This is a genomic window from Halopseudomonas bauzanensis, from assembly GCF_900114735.1.
GTDB classification, from domain to species: domain Bacteria; phylum Pseudomonadota; class Gammaproteobacteria; order Pseudomonadales; family Pseudomonadaceae; genus Halopseudomonas; species Halopseudomonas bauzanensis.
Genome location: NZ_FOUA01000003.1, coordinates 1 through 18380, shown reverse-complemented (window position 1 = coordinate 18380; position 18380 = coordinate 1). Strand labels below are relative to the sequence as shown.

Here is an 18380-nt window from a genome sequence, read left to right as displayed (position 1 = left end):
GGGGCAGGGCGCAAGCGGATTCAGTCGACTGGTTATGCTGACCCAGCCGACAAAGCGGTGCCGTTTTTCAGCATGTCGATGACCGCGCTGGCAAGCTGGTCGGCGCGCTCGCTCAAAGAAAAATCCTCTGGGCGCAATAGCCAGAGATCAAGCATGCCGGCGACAAAGGCATGCAGGCAGCGGGCGGCGATAAGTACATCCAGCTGCGGCGGCAACTGTCCTTTCGAAATCGCATTGCGCAGCGCAGTTTCCAGTTTCAGGTCGGACTGCAACCGCAGCTGGCGCATATGTTCACGCAGATCGCACATTTGATCGGTATATTCACACTTGTGAAATATGATCTCGTTGATGCGTCGCGTGGAAGGATCGCGTTCGGCCTGGCGGAACACTTCCGCTACCATGGTCTGCAGACGCCCCAGCGGATCGGGTTCATCATCGGCCCGGCTGGCTTCATCCAGGTGCTGGATGGGCGTTTTTGCGCGCAGCAGCAGTGCATCCAGCACTTCGCCTTTGTTTTCGAAGTGCCAGTAGATGGCGCCGCGGGTCACTCCGGCAGTCTTGGCTATCTCGGCCAGTGAGGTGTGCGAAACCCCTTTTTTGAAGAAGCACAGCTCTGCCGCATCGATGATCTGCGTACGTGTTTCCTGGGCTTCCTGCTTGGTGCGTCTGGCCATTTAGCCCTCTGAATAACTGGAAATATGCTTGACAAGGGAGGTCCGCTGATGCGCAAAGCCGGCAAGCGCGAAGATGTTAGCCAATGTGAAAACAACTTACAAACATTCGTGGATGTAAGTATTATTGTGCGTTATCCAAATGAGTCGGTTTCTTGTTTAGTCATCGTCTTTTCTATTGATCCCATTGTTCCGTAGAGGTGCCCCGCCCATGCCTGTCAAGTCAGTTCGCGCTGCCCTGATCCCCTTGTTCACGGTAACGGCGCTGCTCAGTGCCTGCGGTGATTCGGCTGAACCCACCGCACAGGCGCCCAAGATCCCCCAGGTGGGCGTGGTTACCATCAGTGCGCAGGACTTTCTGCTGACCACTGAGCTGCCGGGGCGTACCAAGGCCTTCCGGGTGGCGGAAGTGCGGCCCCAGGTCAATGGCATCATCCAGAAGCGTCTGTTCGAAGAAGGCTCCGAGGTCAAGGCCGGCGCGCAGTTGTACCAGATCGATGCGTCGGTCTACGAGGCTGCTCTGAAAAGTGCCGAGGCCACGCGGTTGTCCGCCGGCACCCTGGCCGACCGCTATGAGATTCTGGTCAAGGATCGCGCGGTCAGCCAGCAGGCCTACGACGAGGCGCGGGCGGCTCGGCTGCAAGCGGAGGCGGCGCTGGAGCGGGCCAAGATCGATTTGCGCTACACCCGCGTGCTGGCGCCGATTTCCGGGCGCATCGGCCGGTCTGCGGTGACCGAAGGCGCTCTGGTGAGCAGTGGCCAGGCACAGGCGATGGCCACCATCCAGCAACTGGACCCGATCTATGTCGACGTGACCCAGCCGTCGCGTGATCTGCTGGCATTGCGCCGGGATCTGGATGCCGGTCGGTTGCAGCGCGCCGGCGACAACGCCGCCAAGGTTACCCTGCAGCTGGAAGACGGTTCCGAGTACGAACATGAAGGCCGCCTGGAGTTCTCCGAGGTGTCCGTTGATTCGAGCACCGGTTCGGTGACTCTGCGCGCCGTATTCCCCAACCCTGACCGGATTCTGCTGCCCGGCATGTTCGTGCATGCGCAACTGGTTGCCGGCTCGCGCAGCGACGCGATCCTGGCGCCGCAGCAGGGCGTGACCCGCAACCCGCGCGGGCTAGCGGTGGCGATGCTGGTCACGGATGACAACAAGGTCGAGCAGCGCATCATCCAGACCGAACGTACCGTCGGCAATCGTTGGCTGGTCAGCGATGGATTGAATGTGGGTGATCGGCTGATCACCGAAGGACTGCACATGGTGCAACCGGGCATGCAGGTTGAGCCGGTACCGGCGGCCAATGTCGATAATGCCGGTGCGGCCAATACTGCCGAACAGGAAGGATAAGCCCCCATGCCACACTATTTCATCGATCGCCCGATCTTTGCCTGGGTGCTGGCCATCCTGGTGATGCTGATGGGCGGGTTGGCCGTTCTCGGCCTGCCGGTCAACCAGTACCCCAGCATCGCGCCGCCGGCGATCAACATCGCGGTCAACTACCCCGGTGCCTCGGCTCAGACCGTGCAGGACACCGTCGCGCAGGTCATCGAGCAGCAGATGAACGGCATCGACGGTCTGCGCTACATGAGGTCCGAAAGTGGCTCCGACGGCAGCATGCGGATCACTGTGACCTTCGACCAGGGCGTTGATCCGGATATCGCTCAGGTGCAGGTGCAGAACAAGCTGCAGCTGGCCACGCCGATGCTGCCGCAGGAAGTGCAGCAGCAGGGTATCCGGGTGACCAAGGCTTCCTCCAACTTCCTGATGGTTGTCGGTCTGATCTCAGCTGACGACAGCATGAGCAATGAGGACCTGTCCGACTTCATCATTTCCACTATCCAGGACCCGATCTCCCGTACCAGCGGGGTGGGTGATTTCCAGGTATTCGGTTCGGCCTACTCCATGCGGATCTGGCTGGATCCGGCCAAACTGAACAAGTTCCAGCTTACGCCGATCGACGTGCGCAACGCCATTTCGGCGCAGAACGTGCAGGTATCCGGTGGCCAGCTGGGCGGTGCGCCTGCCGTGCCTGGTCAGCAGCTCAATGCGACCATCATCGGCAAGACCCGTTTCGAGACACCTGAGCAGTTCCGCAACATCCTGATGAAGGTGGACAACAACGGCTCGCAGGTGCGTCTGGGTGACGTGGCGCGGGTCGAGCTCGGCGCGCAGAATTCCGCTTTCCGGGCGCTGTACAACGGCCAGCCGGCCACCGGCATGGCGATCCAGCTGGCTACCGGCGCCAATGCGCTGGATACCACTGAGGCGGTCAAGCAGACCATCGCCGACTTGCGGCCCTATTTCCCGCAGGGTGTGGAAGTGGTGTATCCGTTCGAGACCGCTCCGGTGGTATCCGAATCCATCACCGGGGTGGTGCATACCCTGATGGAAGCCATCGTGCTGGTTTTCCTGGTGATGTACCTGTTCCTGCAGAACTTCCGTGCCACGCTGATTCCGACGCTGGCGGTACCGGTGGTACTGCTGGGTACCTTCGGCGTGCTCTCGGCGTTCGGTTTCAGTATCAACATCCTGACCATGTTCGCGATGGTGCTGGCTATTGGCTTGTTGGTGGATGATGCCATCGTGGTGGTGGAGAACGTCGAGCGGGTAATGGCCGAGGATGGCCTGCCGCCGGTGGAGGCGACGCGTAAATCCATGGATCAGATCCAGGGCGCGCTGATCGGTATCGGCCTGGTACTGTCGGCGGTATTTGTGCCGATGGCCTTCTTCGGTGGTTCCACCGGTGTGATCTATCGTCAGTTCGCCATCACCATCGCCTCGGCCATGACCTTGTCGGTACTGGTGGCGCTGATTTTCACTCCGGCCCTGTGCGCCACCATTCTCAAGCCGATTCCCAAAGGGCATAAGCACGAGAAGCGCGGTTTCTTCGGGTGGTTCAACCGCACCTTCGAGCGTGGTGTCAACCGCTATGAAAAAGGGGTGGCAGCGGTTCTCAAGCGCAAGGCACCGTATCTGCTGCTGTACGTGGTGATCGTCGGCGCTATGGTCATGCTGTTTGGCAAACTGCCGAGCTCCTTCTTGCCGGATGAGGATCAAGGGGTGATGTACGTTCAGGTTCTGGGGCCGGCCGGCTCGACCATGGAGCGTACCCAGCAGACCGTGGACGGCATGCGTGAGAAGCTGCTAACCGAGGAAAGCGATATCGTCCAGTCGGTATTCACGGTGACCGGTTTCAGTTTTGCTGGCCGTGGCCAGAACGCGGCCATTGCCTTCGTTGGTCTCAAGCCGTGGGGCGAGCGCAGCGAGGCAGGTATGAGCGTCTTCGACCTGGTCGAGCGGACCGAGCAGCATTTTGCCGGCTTCCGTGACGCGGCGGTCATGGCTTTTGCTCCGCCGGCAGTCATGGCGCTGGGTAACGCCACCGGGTTCAACTTCTTCCTGCAGGACAATGCAGGCGTGGGGCACGAAGCGCTGATGCAAGCGCGCAATCAGTTGTTGGGCATGGCCGCACAGAGCGAAGTGCTGACTGGCGTGCGCCCCAATGGCCTGAATGACGAGCCGCAATACCGCCTGATCATTGATGATGAGAAAGCCCAGGTGCTGGGGGTCGCGCTCAGCGATGTCAACAGCACCCAGTCGATCGCCTGGGGGTCGAGCTATGTCAACGACTTCATCGATCGGGGCCGGGTCAAGCGGGTTTACCTGCAAGCCGAAGCCGATGCGCGGATGAACCCCGAGGATATGGACAAATGGTTCGTACGTAACAACCAGGGCGAAATGGTGCCGTTCAGTGCCTTCGCCTCCGGCGAGTGGGTTTACGGTCCGCCGAAACTGGCCCGTTACAACGGTGTACTGGCCATGGAGATTCAGGGCGAGGCTGCGCCGGGCTACAGTACCGGGCATGCAATGGCGGAAATCGAGCGCCTGGCCCAGCAACTGCCAGCCGGTATCGGTGTGGACTGGACCGGGCTGTCCTACGAGGAGCGCCTGTCCGGCGACCAGGCACCGGCATTGTACGCGTTGTCGCTGCTGGTCGTGTTCCTGTGTCTGGCGGCGTTGTATGAAAGCTGGTCGATTCCGTTTGCGGTGATGCTGGTGGTACCGCTGGGTGTGATCGGTGCGCTGTTGACGACCATGGGCCGCGGCCTGTCCAACGACGTGTTCTTCCAGGTTGGTCTGCTGACGACCATCGGGTTGACGGCGAAGAACGCGATTCTGATCGTCGAATTCGCCAAGGACCTGCACGAGCAGGGCATGTCCCGGGTCGATGCCGCAATCCAGGCCTGTCGCATGCGTCTGCGGCCGATCATCATGACCTCGCTGGCCTTCACCCTGGGCGTGGTCCCGCTGGCGCTCGCCAGTGGCGCTGGCGCCGGTAGTTCGCATGCCATTGGTACCGGTGTGATCGGCGGCATGCTCACGGCCACCGTGCTGGTGATCTTCTGGGTACCGTTATTCTACGTAATGGTATCTTCGCTGTTCTCGCGCAAGATCAGTTACGACAATAAGGAGGAAGCACAGTGAAACGTTCATTGATGTGTCTGGCTGTGCTGGGAGTCTTGAGCGGTTGCTCGATGATTCCCGATTATGAGCGCCCGGCATCGCCGGTGGCCGATGTCTGGCCGACCGGTGAAGCCTATGGCCCGCTGAACTCGGAAACCCAGGCGATGGAGCTGGGCTGGCGGGACTTCTTCCGCGACCCAGCGCTGCAGCGCCTGGTCGGGATTGCGCTGGAAAACAACCGTGATCTGCGCATCGCCGCGTTGAATGTGGAAGCCTACCAGGCGCTGTATGGTATCCAGCGCGCCGCGCTGTTTCCGGATGTCACTGCCGATGGCAGCGGCAACCGCACGCGCACCCCCGAAGGGCTGAGCCCGACCGGTGAGGCGACCACGGGTGGCCAGTATTCCGCGACCTTGGGCGTAGCCTGGGAGCTGGATCTGTTTGGCCGCCTCGACAGCCTGAGCGAACAGGCGTTGGAAGAGTTCCTGGCTAGCGAAGCGACCCAACGCAGTGTGCGGATCAGCCTGATCGCCAGCGTCGCCAACAGCTATATGACCTGGCAGGCAGACCGCGAACTGCTCGCCGTTACCGCGCAGACGCTGAAGGCTTATGAAGACAGTCTGGCGCTGGTGCAGCGCAGCTATGATGTCGGTGTGGCTTCGACGCTGGAGTTGACCCAGGCGCGTACAGCGGTGGAAACCGCGCGCTCGGCATTGGCGCAATATCGCCGACTGGTGGCGCAGGATCGCAATGCCCTGACCCAGCTGCTTGGCCAAAGCATACCGCTGGAAGACCTGGAGATGGGTGGGCTGGACATGGAGCTGCTGGCCGATCTGCCGGTCGGCTTGCCGTCCGAGCTGCTGTTCATGCGCCCCGACGTGATTGCCGCCGAGCACCAGTTGCGCGCTGCCAATGCCAGTATCGGCGCGGCGCGGGCGGCTTTCTTCCCGAGCATCCGGTTGACCGGCGCGGCGGGCAGCGCGAGCAATGACCTGTCGGAGCTATTTGACGGTGGTACGGGCTACTGGAATTTCATGCCCAGCATCAGCGTTCCGATCTTCAATGCCGGACGGCTGCGGGCGAATCTGGACTACTCGGAAATCTCCCGGGATATTCGCGTCGCCCAATACGAACAGACGATCCAGGACGCGTTCCGCGACGTCGCGGATGGTTTGGCGGCCCACGAGACCTATGCCGACCAGGTACAGGCGCAGCGCAATCTGCTGGAAGTCAGCGAAAGCTATTACCAGATAGCCGAGCAGCGCTACCGGACCGGAGTGGACAGTCACCTTATTTTGCTCGATGCGCAGCGGCAATTGCTGATGGCTCAGCAGCAGTTGGTGAATGATCGACGCAATCAGCTGATCAGCGAAGTCAATCTGTTCAAGGCGCTGGGCGGTGGTTGGCAGGTGGGTGATACGGCAGCGGCTTCGGCGGTGCCGGAGGCCTGACCGGCCGTCTCGCATCAGGCCGGCGGTTGCGGTCTGATGCGCAGTGGCAGGCTGACAGGCAAAAAAAGGGCCCGCTCAGAGAGCGGGCCTAAATCCGTGATTAGCCTGATGAGGAGATAACCGTCCGTCTCACGACGTTCTGTTATCCAAGCCACCTTGCGGCGACTTGTGGTTAATAATAATCGTTATCATTTGCATGTCAAGCAAATTGACTAAATTTAATTCACTGCCAGCTGTTTGTAGTAGGTCAGTTCCCGGTTCATCAGGTCGATCCGTCGCGCCATGCTTTCAATCAGGCTATGGGCGATGCGCGGATTGCTCTGCATCAACGCCAGAAATTGCTCCTTGGGAATCATCATCACCGTGGTCGGCGCACTGGCGATAACCGTCGCTGAGCGTTTCTCCCGGGTGAACAGCGCCATCGCGCCGAATATCTCGTCCTGCTGCACATCACCTACCTTGATCCCCTCGACAAACGCCTCGGCATGCCCTTCGGTGATGATGAACACATGGCCGGCCTCATCGCCCTGGCGGATCAGTTCATCGCCCGGAGCGAAGTGCTGGAAGCCGGTGACCGGTCGTACTTCCAGCGGCTTGCTACGCGCGAGCGCGTCGGACATCAATGCGGCCTGGCCGAGAATGTACTGGGTAAACTGTTCCTGGCGGGTATTGCTGGCGTGGATGTGACGAAACAGCGCTTCGCGATCATAGGGCACCAGTTCCAGCGGCTCTTCGCTCATGTAGACGCAGGGTGCGGTATTGAGCCCCTGACGCAATCCGATGAGATCGCCTTCCTGGATATAGAACAACGGCTTGCCATCGATCAGGGCGTGCAGCAGGCCGCTTTTCAACAGGTACAGGTTCTTGCTGCCTACATGGCTGTAGAGGTCATCGATCGCGCCCAGACGAATCGGCGCAGCGCAGGGGGCAAGCCCGTCGAGCAGCTGTGCCGGGATGCGTTGCAGCGTGCTGATCAGCTTTTCTGCATAGGGGGGCTGGTCGCCGATGAGGTACATGACTAATTCCTTTTTTCGCGAGTCCTGAATTGTCGTTACCATACTGCAATTCCTTTTGCTTCTGCCAATGGAAAACGCGCAGCCGTTGGCAAATTCGGCGGTTGGCTGATCCTCGCGTGGCTATCACTTCTGCTGCTCTTCCAGTTGTTGCAACAACTGTTGTTTATAGGTGGGGTCGAGCTGGTTCCAGTGCACATCCTGCAGGGCGCCGGCGATGGCGAACAGCAATGTCCTGGAGGCGCCGAAGCCGCGCGAGCGGACCGCGCAATAGGCGGCGACCGGGCCACGCCGGCGTAGCTCCTCGGTAGTGTGGATACCGGTGGCGCGCAACCATTGAACGGAGGTTTTGCCCAGGTTGCGCAAGCTGAGAAGTTCATTATCGGTCATGACCACCTCCCGATACGCCGGGACGCGGAGGGCATGATGAGCACAATACGGGTGCCGGCTGGTGTGGCCGGCATCGGTCTGGTTTCTGGCATGGCTTCGGGCTTCTTTTTATTGGTTCCCGAAAATCAGTGTAGTGGGCGCCAGCTGATCCGTACAGCCGGCGTCAGGGTCATATGCGAGCGCGGAGCTGTTCTGTGAGCTGATCGATGCTGTCGCGCTGTTCGGTATTGACGGTCAGGGTAATCTGCAGCTCGTCTTCCTCCAGTGCTTCCAGTTGTTGCAGCTGCTGGCGCACGACATGAATGTCGGCATCGGACGGATCGCCACCCTTGCGCTGCCGTTCGTTCAGCCAGATCTCGATGGTATCCAGCGATGCCTGGCAATGCAGGATCAGGCAGGGCGCGCCCTGTTCCTCGATTGCCTGGCGCACCTGCTGGCGCTGTGCCCGCTGCAGATGCGTGGCGTCGACCACCACCGAATAGCCTGCTGCCAGGATCTGCGCAGCCAGCTGGGCCAGACGGGTGTAGGTTTGCTGGCCCAACTCGGTGGAGTACAGGTCCGTATCGGAGCGGTCGCTGCCGAACAGCCGCTTGCGTTCGACATCGGAGCGCACGCGGATCACACCGAGACGGCTGACCAACTGCTGACTCAAGGTACTTTTGCCGGAGCCGGACAGACCGTGGGTGAGCAACCCGAAGCGGCGTGGGATTTCGGTGTAGCTTTCGGCCAGGGCGGTATAACTCCGGTAGCGCGCCATGACGTCGGCGCGCTGCTGGTCGCTGAGGTCGGGGTTGAGGCCCAGCAATGCCACCTTGGCCCGTACCATGGCGCGGTAGGCCTTGTAATAACTGAGCACGGGGAGGCCGGCATAATCACCGGTGTGTTCCAGCCAGCCGTTGACGAAGCGCTGGGACAGCTCGGCTAGGCCACGGTCTTCCAGATCCATGGCCATGAAGGCGACGTCGGCCATGACATCGGTCCAGCGGAAGGCGTCATTGAACTCTATGCAGTCGAAGAGGGTCACTTGTCCGGCGAATATAGTGACGTTGTCCAGGTAGATGTCGCCGTGACACTCGCGAATCATGCCGTCGGCCTTGCGTTGTGCCAGTTGGGGAATCAGCCGTTGGAAGGTAGTATGCGCCCATTGTTCCAGTTGTTCGAGTTGCGCCAGATCGGCCGGTTCGCTCAATAATGGCCGGATCTGCTCGAAATTCTGGGCCACCGGGGCATGCACCTGATCCGGCTGACCCCAGGCAGACTCCAGGGGCGCGTGCTCGATCTGCCCATGGAAGGTGGCGAGCGTCGTCGCCAGGGAGTCGATGTGCGATGGAGCCAGCTCACCGGCACGCTGCATATTCCCGAGCAGGTCCTGCTGGCGAAACTGACGGGTCTTGACCATGTATTCAATGATCGGGCCGTCACCATCGAGGCGGGGTGCAGCTTCGCTGCCCCGGACGGCAACGACGTCCAGGTAGAGTTCCGGGGCGAGGCGCCGGTTCAAGCGCAGCTCTTCAGCGCAGAAATGCGCGCGCTTATCGAGGGTGGAATAATCGAGGAAACCGAAATTGACCGGTTTCTTGATCTTGTAAACGAAGTCGCCGGTGAGAATTACCCAGGAAATGTGGGTTTCCATCAGCGTGAAACCGGTAACCGGATGGTCGTACAAGGCCGGGTTTTGCAGGGCGGTCAGCAGTGTCTGGCTCACATTGGGTCCTGTAGTGGCTTGGCAATGCGGGCATTATGCGGGTTGGTCGCAGCGAGGCCAACCATCGCCGCCGTTCGCTGGAGCGGGCGCGGCTAAGCGAGACGTGGAGTGATCAGGGAATTATGGGTAGAAAACGCAGTAAACGAGCTGTGCGCAAGGTTGGCTTCTGGAAACGCTGGTCGGGCCTGCTGTGGAAGTTGGCGATAGTCGGACTGGTACTGTTTGCCGGGTTGGCCGTTTATCTGGACGCCGTGGTGCAGGAGAAATTCTCCGGCAAGCGCTGGGCGGTCCCGGCCAAGGTCTTTGCCCGGCCGCTGGAGCTGTATGCCGGGCAGAAGCTCAGTCGCGATGATTTCGTGACCGAGCTGTCGGCGTTGGGCTATCGCTCGGTATCGGCGGTCAAGCAACCGGGGCAGATGTCCGTGGCCGGCAGCCGGGTGGATGTATATACCCGCGGTTTCCAGTCCTTTGAAGGGTCGGAGCCGGCACAGCGCATCAGCGTCCGTTTCAGCGGTCAGCAGGTCACGGGATTGTCGGGCAATGGCGAGGTGGTGATGGCCCGGATCGAGCCGCTGATGATCGGCGGCATCTATCCTGCGCACAACGAAGACCGTATTCTCATTCGCCTGGACCAGGCGCCGCCCTATCTGGTGGAGGCGCTGGTGGCGGTCGAGGATCGGGAGTTCTTCCAGCATTTCGGTGTTTCGCCAAAGGGCATTGCCCGGGCAGCCTATGTCAACGTCAGCGCCGGTGGTGTGGTGCAGGGCGGCAGCACATTGACCCAGCAGTTGGTAAAGAACTTCTACCTGAACAGCGACCGCAGTCTGATCCGCAAAGGCACCGAGGCGATCATGGCGGTGCTGCTCGAACTGCATTACTCCAAAGAAGCGATTCTTGAAGCTTATCTGAACGAGGTATTCCTCGGCCAGGATGGCCGGCGCGCGGTGCACGGCTTCGGCCTGGCGAGTCAGTACTACTTTGCCCAGCCGTTGCACGAACTGGAATTGCACCAGGTGGCACTGCTGGTCGGCATGGTCAAGGGGCCGTCGCTCTTCAACCCGCGGCGCCAGCCGGAGCGGGCCAAGAAGCGCCGTGATCTGGTCATCCAGATGCTGGAAGAGCAGGGCGTGATCACCGAGGAGCAGGCGGGTCTGAACATCGCCAAGCCACTGGATGTCACGGTACGGGGAACCATGGCGGATACCAGCTACCCGGCCTTCATGGACCTGATCAAGCGCCAGTTGCGTGCAGACTATCAGGACGAGGATCTGACCAGCGAGGGGCTGCGCATCTTCACCAGCTTCGATCCGTTGCTGCAGCTCAAGGCGGAACAGGCGGTGGAAACGGCCTTCAAGCGGCTGGGTGATCGCGCCGGCAAGGAAATGGAGGCCGCCATGGTGGTCACCGGCGCGCAGACCGGTGAGGTATTGGCGCTGGTCGGTGGCCGCAATCCGCGTTTCTCCGGTTTCAACCGGGCGTTGGATGCGTCACGGCAAATTGGCTCGCTGATCAAGCCGGCGGTATTCCTCACCGCGCTGGAGCAGCCGCAGCGCTATTCGCTAATTACCCCGGTGGACGACTCGCCCATTACCTTGCCAGCGGAGCAGGGCAAAACCTGGTCGCCGCAGAACTACAGCCGTGTAAGCCATGGACTGGTGCCCCTGCATGAGGCCCTGTCGCGTTCCTACAACCAGGCCACGGTGCGTCTCGGTGTCGACGTTGGCGTCGACAAGGTGCTGCAGACCGTTGAACGCATGGGCGTGCAGCATAACTGGCCAGCGTACCCGGCCATGCTGCTGGGCTCGGGGGCGATGACGCCGCTGCAGGTCACTGACATGTACCAGACCCTGGCCAGCGGTGGCTTCAATACGCCGCTGCGGGCGATTCGCAACGTGTTGACCGCCGAGGGTGAGCAGCTCAGCCGCTACCCGTTCAAGGTGCAGCAGCGCTTCGACTCGGCAACTATTTTCCTCATGCAGGAAGGAATGTCGCGGGTCATGGCGGAAGGAACCGGGCGCTCGGCCTATAATCAGATACCGTCCGACATCCGGTTGGCGGGCAAGACGGGTACAACCAACGATCTGCGCGATAGCTGGTTCGCCGGCTTCTCGGATGATCTGCTGGCAGTGGCCTGGCTGGGCCGTGATGATAACGGCCAGACGCGTCTTACCGGCGCCACGGGGGCGCTGCAGATATGGAGCGCCTTCATGGCCGAGGCGCATCCGAACAGTCTGTCCGAGGTGCCACCGGGTGATATCGGTTATGCCTGGGTCAACCGCTTGACGGGCGAGGGCAGTGACCCAAGCTGCCCGGATACGGTACAGATGCCCTTCCGCGCCGGCTACGAGCCGCTGCCGGGCCCTGGCTGCCGGCCGCTGATTGACACCGCGCCAGTGAAAGAGGGGGCTGGTCGAGTGATGGATGTCATCCGTGGATGGCTGCAATGAACATGAGGAGCAAGGCAATGGATAGTAAGCGAATTGGACTGCTGGCTGGTTGCATCATGGTATTGGCAGGCTGTGCCGGTTCGGGAGGCTCCATTCCGGTGGTGGACTCGGGGCGGCCGGTGTCCAATGAGGATATGCAGAGCGGCGCCGGCATGCCGGCGCCAACGCAGCAGCAAACGCAGCCGCAGCAAACGGATGGCGGTGTGGTGGTATTGGTGCCAGACGGTGAGGGTGGCTCCAGCGCGGTCGAATCTTATCCGCTGGACAGTGCGCCGATAAGCAGTCAGCCGTCCACGCAGACTCCCGCATCGAGCGGGGGGCTGCAGGAGGACGAGCAACTGGCCGGTCCGGTGCTGGCGCTGTTGACCTCGGCCCGGCAACAGGAAAGCGGTGGTGACCTGAGCAGCGCCTCCGCCAGCCTGGAGCGGGCACTGCGCATCGCTCCGCGCGAGCCCCAGGTGCTTTTCCGCCTCGCCCAGGTGCGTCTGGAGCAGGGTGATGCGGCGCAGGCCGAGCAATTGGCCCAGCGCGGTTTGTCTTATGCTTCGGGGCGCCCCGCGTTGCAAGCCAGCCTGTGGGGGCTGGTGGCCGATGCGCGTGAGCGTCAGGGTAACAGTGCGGGTGCAGCCCAGGCGCGTGAGCGGGCCAAGGTGGCGCTGTGATGCATCAATGGCATGCGTTGGCGGACGCCTTGCTGGAACTCGAGCAGGAGCTGCGCGCACTGAGCCGGTGGTCGGCGCAGGCACCTTCGGCTGCTGCGCTGTCCAGTCAGCAGCCCTTCTGTGTCGATACGCTGGATTTCGAGATGTGGCTGCAGTGGATCTTCATTCCCCGCATGCTGAGCATTATCGAGAACAACGGACCCATGCCGGCGGGATGCAACATCCTGCCGATGGGTGAAGAAGCTTTCGCTCCGCTCGGCCGTCGCGGTCACGGTTTGCGGGCGACCCTGGGGCGCATCGATCAGTTGGCCGTTGAGCTTGCCGCTCAGGGCTGACGGCTGCAGTTTTCCTGCAGGTCTTCCTGCGCCTGGCTGATCAGCTGCTGGCGCTCATCTTCACCGATTCGCTCTACTTCGCCGGCCTCATTGGTCCGGCGCAGGCGCGGATTGTTGAGCAGGGTCTCGAGATTGCTGCGTACCTTCTCGCAGGCGGCAGTACGTTGTTCAGCACGGGCGCGTTCTTGCCGGCGCTGTTCGGCTGCAGCATCCGCGGCGCTGGTATCGGCTTTCAGGGGCAATGGCGCGGGCGCGCGCAGCTGGCCGCCTGGTGGTGGCGAGGGTTGTACCCTGATCTGCTGGTAATTACTGCCGGTCGGCGGCAACTGGCCGTACTGCATCACTCCGCGTTCATCCTGCCATTGATACATCTGCTGGGCCATGGTGCTGGTGGCCAGCAATCCCAGTGTCAGGGCCGTCAATAATCTCTGCATGTCATTGTCATCCTTGTTATGTGCATCCACCGGTCAGCGGCCTGGCTACTATAGCCAATCACCGGGCGGGCGATACAGCCCATCTGTGAAGATGCGGGCGAGTCAGACTTTTGTACAACTTGGCTTGACTTGTCGCCGCTGAGTGTAAACAATTCGGGGTTCTCATAAGCGCGCTGTTATCGGAGCCTACTCGGCATTCGGGGCGGCACGCTTTGTTGCTCAATCCGGGAGGCGGAATCCCGCATGCTCCTGGCCTGGCCCCGCACGCGCTACCTCGCGCTGGGTGAGACCGTCCGGCTACCTGCAGGGATGTGTCTCCATTGCACGCAGTCAAGCTGTTGCATGACAACCACCGTTGCCAATGCACTGCCGAGCAGTAAAACAGGTATCCTGCCGCTCGCCTGGGGTGAACGGCATGCTAGAGGTGATTCAAAAGTGGAACTTTTATCCGGCGCTGAGATGGTCGTCCGCTCCTTGCGTGACGAGGGTGTGAAATTTATCTATGGGTACCCCGGCGGTGCCCTGTTGCATGTATATGACGCGATCTTCCGCCAGGATGATGTAACGCATGTGCTGGTGCGCCATGAGCAGGCCGCCGCGCACATGGCTGACGGTTACGCGCGCGCCACCGGCAAGCCCGGCGTGGTGCTGGTGACCTCGGGTCCCGGCGCAACCAATACCATCACCGGTATTGCCACCGCCTACATGGACTCCATTCCGATGGTGGTCATTTCCGGTCAGGTGGCCAGCCACATGGTCGGCACTGACGCGTTCCAGGAAACCGACATGGTCGGTATTTCCCGGCCGATCGTGAAGCACAGCTTCATCGTCAAGGACCCGCGCGAGATTCCGGAGATCGTCAAGAAGGCCTTTTATCTGGCCCAGACTGGCCGTCCCGGTCCGGTGGTCATCGATATTCCCAAGGACATGACCAACCCGGCCGAGAAGTTCGAATACAGCTACCCGAAGAAGGTCAAGCTGCGTTCCTACAATCCGGCGGTCCGCGGCCATTCCGGACAGATCCGCAAGGCGCTGGAACTGATGGTTGAGGCCCGTCGCCCGATCATCTATGCCGGTGGCGGCGTGATCATGGGTGGTGCGGCCAAGCAATTGACCGACCTGGGCAAGGAACTGGGCGTGCCGGTCACCAATACCCTGATGGGGTTGGGTGGCTTTCCAGGCAGTGATCGTCAGTGCCTGGGCATGCTCGGCATGCACGGCAGCTACGTGGCCAACGTTGCCATGCACCATGCCGACGTGGTGATGTGTATCGGTGCCCGCTTTGATGACCGGGTCATCAACGGCGCCACCAAGTTCTGTCCGAACGCCAAGATCATTCATGTCGATATCGACCCGGCGTCCATTTCCAAGACCATCAAGGCGGACATTCCGATCGTTGGTCCGGTCGACAGCGTGCTGACCGAGATGCTGGCCATCTCCCGCGAGCACAAGCTGCGCCCGAATGCCGATGTGCTGGCCGCCTGGTGGAAGCAGGTCGATGAATGGCGTGGTGACGGCAAGCTGTTCCCCTACGACATGGGTGACGGTTCCATCATCAAGCCGCAGACGGTCATCGAGACCATGTGGGATGTCACCAAGGGCGATGCCTACGTGACTTCCGATGTGGGTCAGCACCAGATGTTCGCGGCCCAGTATTATCCGTTCAACAAGCCTAATCGCTGGATCAACTCCGGTGGCCTGGGCACCATGGGCTTCGGCTTGCCGGCGGCCATGGGTGTGCAGCTGCATCACCCTGATGCCACGGTTGCCTGCGTCACTGGCGAAGGCAGTATCCAGATGAACATTCAGGAGCTGTCGACCTGCCTGCAGTACGACCTGCCGGTCAAGATCATCACCCTGAACAACCAGGCGTTGGGCATGGTGCGTCAGTGGCAGGACATGCAGTACAACAGCCGCTACTCGCATTCCTATATGGAGTCGCTGCCTGACTTCATCAAGCTGACGGAGTCCTACGGCCACGTCGGTATCCGGGTTGATAAGCTGGATGATCTCAAGCCGGCGATGGAAGAAGCATTCGCCCAGACCAAGCGGCTGGTATTCATGGATATCCGCGTGGACAATGCCGAGCACGTCTATCCGATGCAGATTGCAGGCGGATCCATGCGTGACATGTGGTTGAGCAAGACGGAGCGTACCTGACATGAGACACATCATTTCCGTACTGCTGGAAAACGAGCCCGGTGCACTGTCTCGCGTGGTCGGTCTGTTTTCCCAGCGCAACTACAATATCGAGACGCTGACCGTGGCGGCGACGGAAGACCCGACGCTGTCGCGTCTGACGCTGACCACCATCGGTCAGGAAGATGTCATCGAGCAGATCACCAAGAACCTCAACAAGCTGATTGAGGTGGTGAAGCTGGTCAATCTGTCCGAAGGGGCGCATATCGAGCGTGAGCTGATGCTGGTCAAGATCAAGGCCACCGGTGCTCAGCGCGCCGAAATCAAGCGCACCACCGATATTTTCCGCGGCCAGATTGTCGATGTGACCAGTAGTGTGTATACCGTTCAGCTGGCAGGTACGTCTGATAAGCTGGATAGTTTTATCGAAGCGGTTGGCCCGGCGACAGTACTGGAAGTCGTGCGCACCGGAGTGTCCGGCATTGCGCGCGGTGAAAAGGTTCTGAGCATTTAAACAATTGAGCAGTGGTCCGGCGGGACCCGCATAGAAAGGGGATTTACATGCACGTTTTTTATGACAAAGATTGCGACCTGAGCATCATCCAAGGCAAGAAGGTTGCCATCATCGGTTACGGCTCGCAGGGCCATGCCCACGCCTGCAACCTCCAGGATTCCGGCGTTGACGTAACTGTGGGCCTGCGCCCGGGTTCGTCCTCGATTGCCAAGGCCGAGGCCCATGGTCTGAAAGTCACCGACGTACCGGCTGCCGTCGCTGCTGCCGACGTGGTCATGATCCTGACCCCCGACGAGTTCCAGTCCCAGCTGTACCGTGACGAGATCGAGCCGAACCTGAAGCAGGGCGCCACCCTGGCCTTCGCCCACGGTTTTGCCGTTCACTACAACCAGGTCGTGCCGCGCAAGGATCTGGACGTGATCATGGTTGCTCCCAAGGCGCCGGGTCACACCGTACGCTCCGAGTTCGTCAAGGGTGGCGGTATCCCTGACCTGATCGCGATCTTCCAGGACGCTTCCGGCAACGCCAAGAACGTCGCGCTGTCCTACGCCAGCGGCGTGGGCGGTGGTCGTACCGGTATCATCGAAACCACCTTCAAGGACGAGACCGAAACCGACCTGTTCGGTGAGCAGGCAGTTCTGTGCGGTGGCGCGGTTGAGCTGGTCAAGGCTGGCTTCGAGGTGCTGACCGAAGCGGGTTACGCGCCGGAAATGGCTTACTTCGAGTGCCTGCACGAACTGAAGCTGATCGTTGACCTCATGTACGAAGGCGGTATCGCCAACATGAACTACTCCATCTCCAACAACGCGGAGTACGGTGAGTACGTGACTGGTCCTGAAGTCATCAACGATGAGTCCCGCGCTGCCATGCGCAACGCTCTGAAGCGCATCCAGTCCGGTGAGTACGCGAAGATGTTCATCGCTGAAGGCGCGCACAACTACCCGTCGATGACAGCTGCCCGTCGCAACAACGCGGCGCATCCCATCGAGCAGGTTGGTGAGCAGCTGCGCGGCATGATGCCGTGGATCTCTGCCAACAAGATCGTTGATAAGAGCAAGAACTGATTTCAGTTCTTTGAAAAACGCGGCCAAGGCCGCGTTTTTTTATGGGCGGGCCTGGCCGGGACTGGTTATTTGGCGATCAAGTTGCCACACTGTGCAGTCCGGCAAAGTGTCAAGGTAAGCATATGAAAGACGAGCAGCAGCACGATCCACATTTCGATGGCGACAGCCCGCATACCCTGTTGCCGATTGATGAGCATATCGAGGAAATGCCAGGACCGGACGGCAAGAAGGTGCGCCATCGCGGTATCTACCTATTGCCCAATCTGTTTACGACAGCAGCCCTGTTTTCCGGCTTTTACGCCATCGTCAGTGCCATGAATGGCAATTTCTCCCACGCCGCCATTGCCATCTTCGTGGCCATGGTGCTGGACGGGCTGGACGGCCGGGTGGCCCGCCTGACCAATACCCAGAGTGCGTTCGGGGCTGAATATGACTCCCTGTCGGACATGGTCGCCTTCGGCGTCGCGCCAGCGCTGGTTGCTTTCACCTGGGCGCTGGACGATATGGGCAAGGTCGGCTGGGTTTTCGCATTCATCTATGTGGCGGGTGCGGCATTGCGCCTGGCGCGTTTCAATACCCATATCGGCTCGGAGGACAAACGCTACTTCACCGGTCTGGCCAGTCCGTCGGCTGCGGGTCTGGTGGCCGGGATGGTGTGGGCGCTCAACGACTTCGGTATTGATGGCGGCGATATCTCGTTCCTGGTGGGAGTACTGACTGCGCTTGGCGGTTTGCTGATGGTGAGTAATGTACGTTACTACAGCTTCAAGGATCTCGACATGCGCGGCCGAGTGCCGTTCTTCGTCATCCTGCTGGTAGTCCTGGTATTTGCCATTATCTCTACCGATCCGTCCCGAATCTTGTGGTTCATCTTCATTGCCTACAGCGTTTCCGGCCCCATTCAGGCCGTCTGGCGCTGGCGGCGTCGGGAAGCCTCGGCAACTGAATCCGAGAAAGTTGATAAACCCTCTTGACGGCATCGCTGAGGGGCCTATAATGCGCCCCTCGCAAGTCGCTGAGCTTTTCCAAAAGCCCAGGCCAATCAATAAGTTAGCGATAACTTGAGGGTTGACAGGCAAGCGAA

Annotated in this window: 16 protein-coding genes; 11 read left to right on the top strand and 5 right to left on the bottom strand. The window is 60.6% G+C overall.

Going from position 1 to position 18380, the window contains the following annotated elements:
* Positions 1–32: 32 nt before the first annotated feature.
* A complete protein-coding gene (locus BM267_RS08415) occupies positions 33–674 on the bottom strand; it encodes a TetR family transcriptional regulator (protein ID WP_074779298.1) in 642 nt (213 codons plus the stop codon).
* Positions 675–722: 48 nt separating this feature from the next.
* On the opposite strand from BM267_RS08415, the gene BM267_RS16795 reads away from it, so the two are divergent.
* Genes BM267_RS16795 through BM267_RS08400 form a run of 4 tightly spaced genes read left to right on the top strand, consistent with a single transcriptional unit; the run spans position 723 to position 6593 of the window.
* Positions 723–869, top strand: a complete 147-nt coding sequence (locus BM267_RS16795) for a hypothetical protein (protein WP_177173394.1) — start codon at positions 723–725, stop codon at positions 867–869.
* Positions 870–882: 13 nt separating this feature from the next.
* On the top strand, positions 883–2025 hold the full coding sequence (locus tag BM267_RS08410) for an efflux RND transporter periplasmic adaptor subunit (protein ID WP_036993090.1): 1143 nt from the start codon (positions 883–885) through the stop codon (positions 2023–2025).
* Positions 2026–2031: 6 nt separating this feature from the next.
* The gene (locus BM267_RS08405) at positions 2032–5163 is read left to right on the top strand and encodes an efflux RND transporter permease subunit (RefSeq protein WP_036993088.1); all 3132 of its coding nucleotides are present in this window, start codon (positions 2032–2034) and stop codon (positions 5161–5163) included.
* Positions 5160–6593, top strand: a complete 1434-nt coding sequence (locus tag BM267_RS08400) for an efflux transporter outer membrane subunit (RefSeq protein WP_074779296.1) — start codon at positions 5160–5162, stop codon at positions 6591–6593. Before BM267_RS08405 ends, BM267_RS08400 begins: the two co-directional genes overlap by 4 nt.
* A 218-nt stretch (positions 6594–6811) precedes the next feature.
* Here the strand turns inward: BM267_RS08400 and BM267_RS08395 are convergent, their stop codons facing one another.
* From BM267_RS08395 to BM267_RS08385, 3 genes are all read right to left on the bottom strand, one after another.
* Positions 6812–7609, bottom strand: a complete 798-nt coding sequence (locus BM267_RS08395; protein ID WP_036993083.1) for a cyclic nucleotide-binding domain-containing protein — start codon at positions 7607–7609, stop codon at positions 6812–6814.
* 123 nt (positions 7610–7732) lie between these two features.
* Positions 7733–7996 (bottom strand): TfoX/Sxy family protein, encoded by a 264-nt coding sequence (locus BM267_RS08390; RefSeq protein ID WP_036993081.1) that lies wholly within the window; start codon positions 7994–7996, stop codon positions 7733–7735.
* 169 nt (positions 7997–8165) lie between these two features.
* Positions 8166–9701 carry a bifunctional aminoglycoside phosphotransferase/ATP-binding protein gene (locus tag BM267_RS08385; protein WP_074779294.1) on the bottom strand — a complete coding sequence of 512 codons (1536 nt, stop codon included), beginning with the start codon at positions 9699–9701 and terminating at the stop codon, positions 8166–8168.
* A gap of 122 nt (positions 9702–9823) precedes the next feature.
* Between BM267_RS08385 and mrcB the strand changes: the two genes are divergently transcribed.
* From mrcB to BM267_RS08370, 3 genes are read left to right on the top strand one after another with little or no spacing between them, the layout of a single operon-like run.
* A complete protein-coding gene (mrcB, locus tag BM267_RS08380) occupies positions 9824–12148 on the top strand; it encodes a penicillin-binding protein 1B (protein WP_036993077.1) in 2325 nt (774 codons plus the stop codon).
* Between the two features lie 17 nt (positions 12149–12165).
* Positions 12166–12810, top strand: a complete 645-nt coding sequence (locus BM267_RS08375; protein ID WP_036993075.1) for a tetratricopeptide repeat protein — start codon at positions 12166–12168, stop codon at positions 12808–12810.
* Positions 12810–13145 carry a YqcC family protein gene (locus BM267_RS08370; protein ID WP_036993073.1) on the top strand — a complete coding sequence of 112 codons (336 nt, stop codon included), beginning with the start codon at positions 12810–12812 and terminating at the stop codon, positions 13143–13145. The genes BM267_RS08375 and BM267_RS08370 overlap by 1 nt, the downstream gene beginning before the upstream one ends.
* Here BM267_RS08370 and BM267_RS08365 read toward each other — a convergent pair.
* Positions 13136–13579, bottom strand: coding sequence for a DUF4124 domain-containing protein (locus tag BM267_RS08365; protein ID WP_074779292.1), 444 nt, complete (start codon positions 13577–13579; stop codon positions 13136–13138). The two genes, BM267_RS08370 and BM267_RS08365, sit on opposite strands and share 10 nt — an antisense overlap.
* 435 nt (positions 13580–14014) lie before the next feature.
* On the opposite strand from BM267_RS08365, the gene BM267_RS08360 reads away from it, so the two are divergent.
* From BM267_RS08360 to pssA, 4 genes are all read left to right on the top strand, one after another.
* Positions 14015–15739, top strand: a complete 1725-nt coding sequence (locus BM267_RS08360; protein ID WP_074779289.1) for an acetolactate synthase 3 large subunit — start codon at positions 14015–14017, stop codon at positions 15737–15739.
* A gap of 1 nt (position 15740) precedes the next feature.
* Positions 15741–16232, top strand: coding sequence for an acetolactate synthase small subunit (ilvN, locus tag BM267_RS08355; protein ID WP_036993070.1), 492 nt, complete (start codon positions 15741–15743; stop codon positions 16230–16232).
* A gap of 47 nt (positions 16233–16279) precedes the next feature.
* Complete coding sequence (gene ilvC / locus BM267_RS08350; protein ID WP_036993068.1) at positions 16280–17296, top strand: ketol-acid reductoisomerase; 1017 nt, start codon at positions 16280–16282, stop codon at positions 17294–17296.
* A gap of 122 nt (positions 17297–17418) precedes the next feature.
* On the top strand, positions 17419–18270 hold the full coding sequence (gene pssA / locus BM267_RS08345; RefSeq protein ID WP_036993067.1) for a CDP-diacylglycerol--serine O-phosphatidyltransferase: 852 nt from the start codon (positions 17419–17421) through the stop codon (positions 18268–18270).
* Positions 18271–18380: the final 110 nt, after the last annotated feature.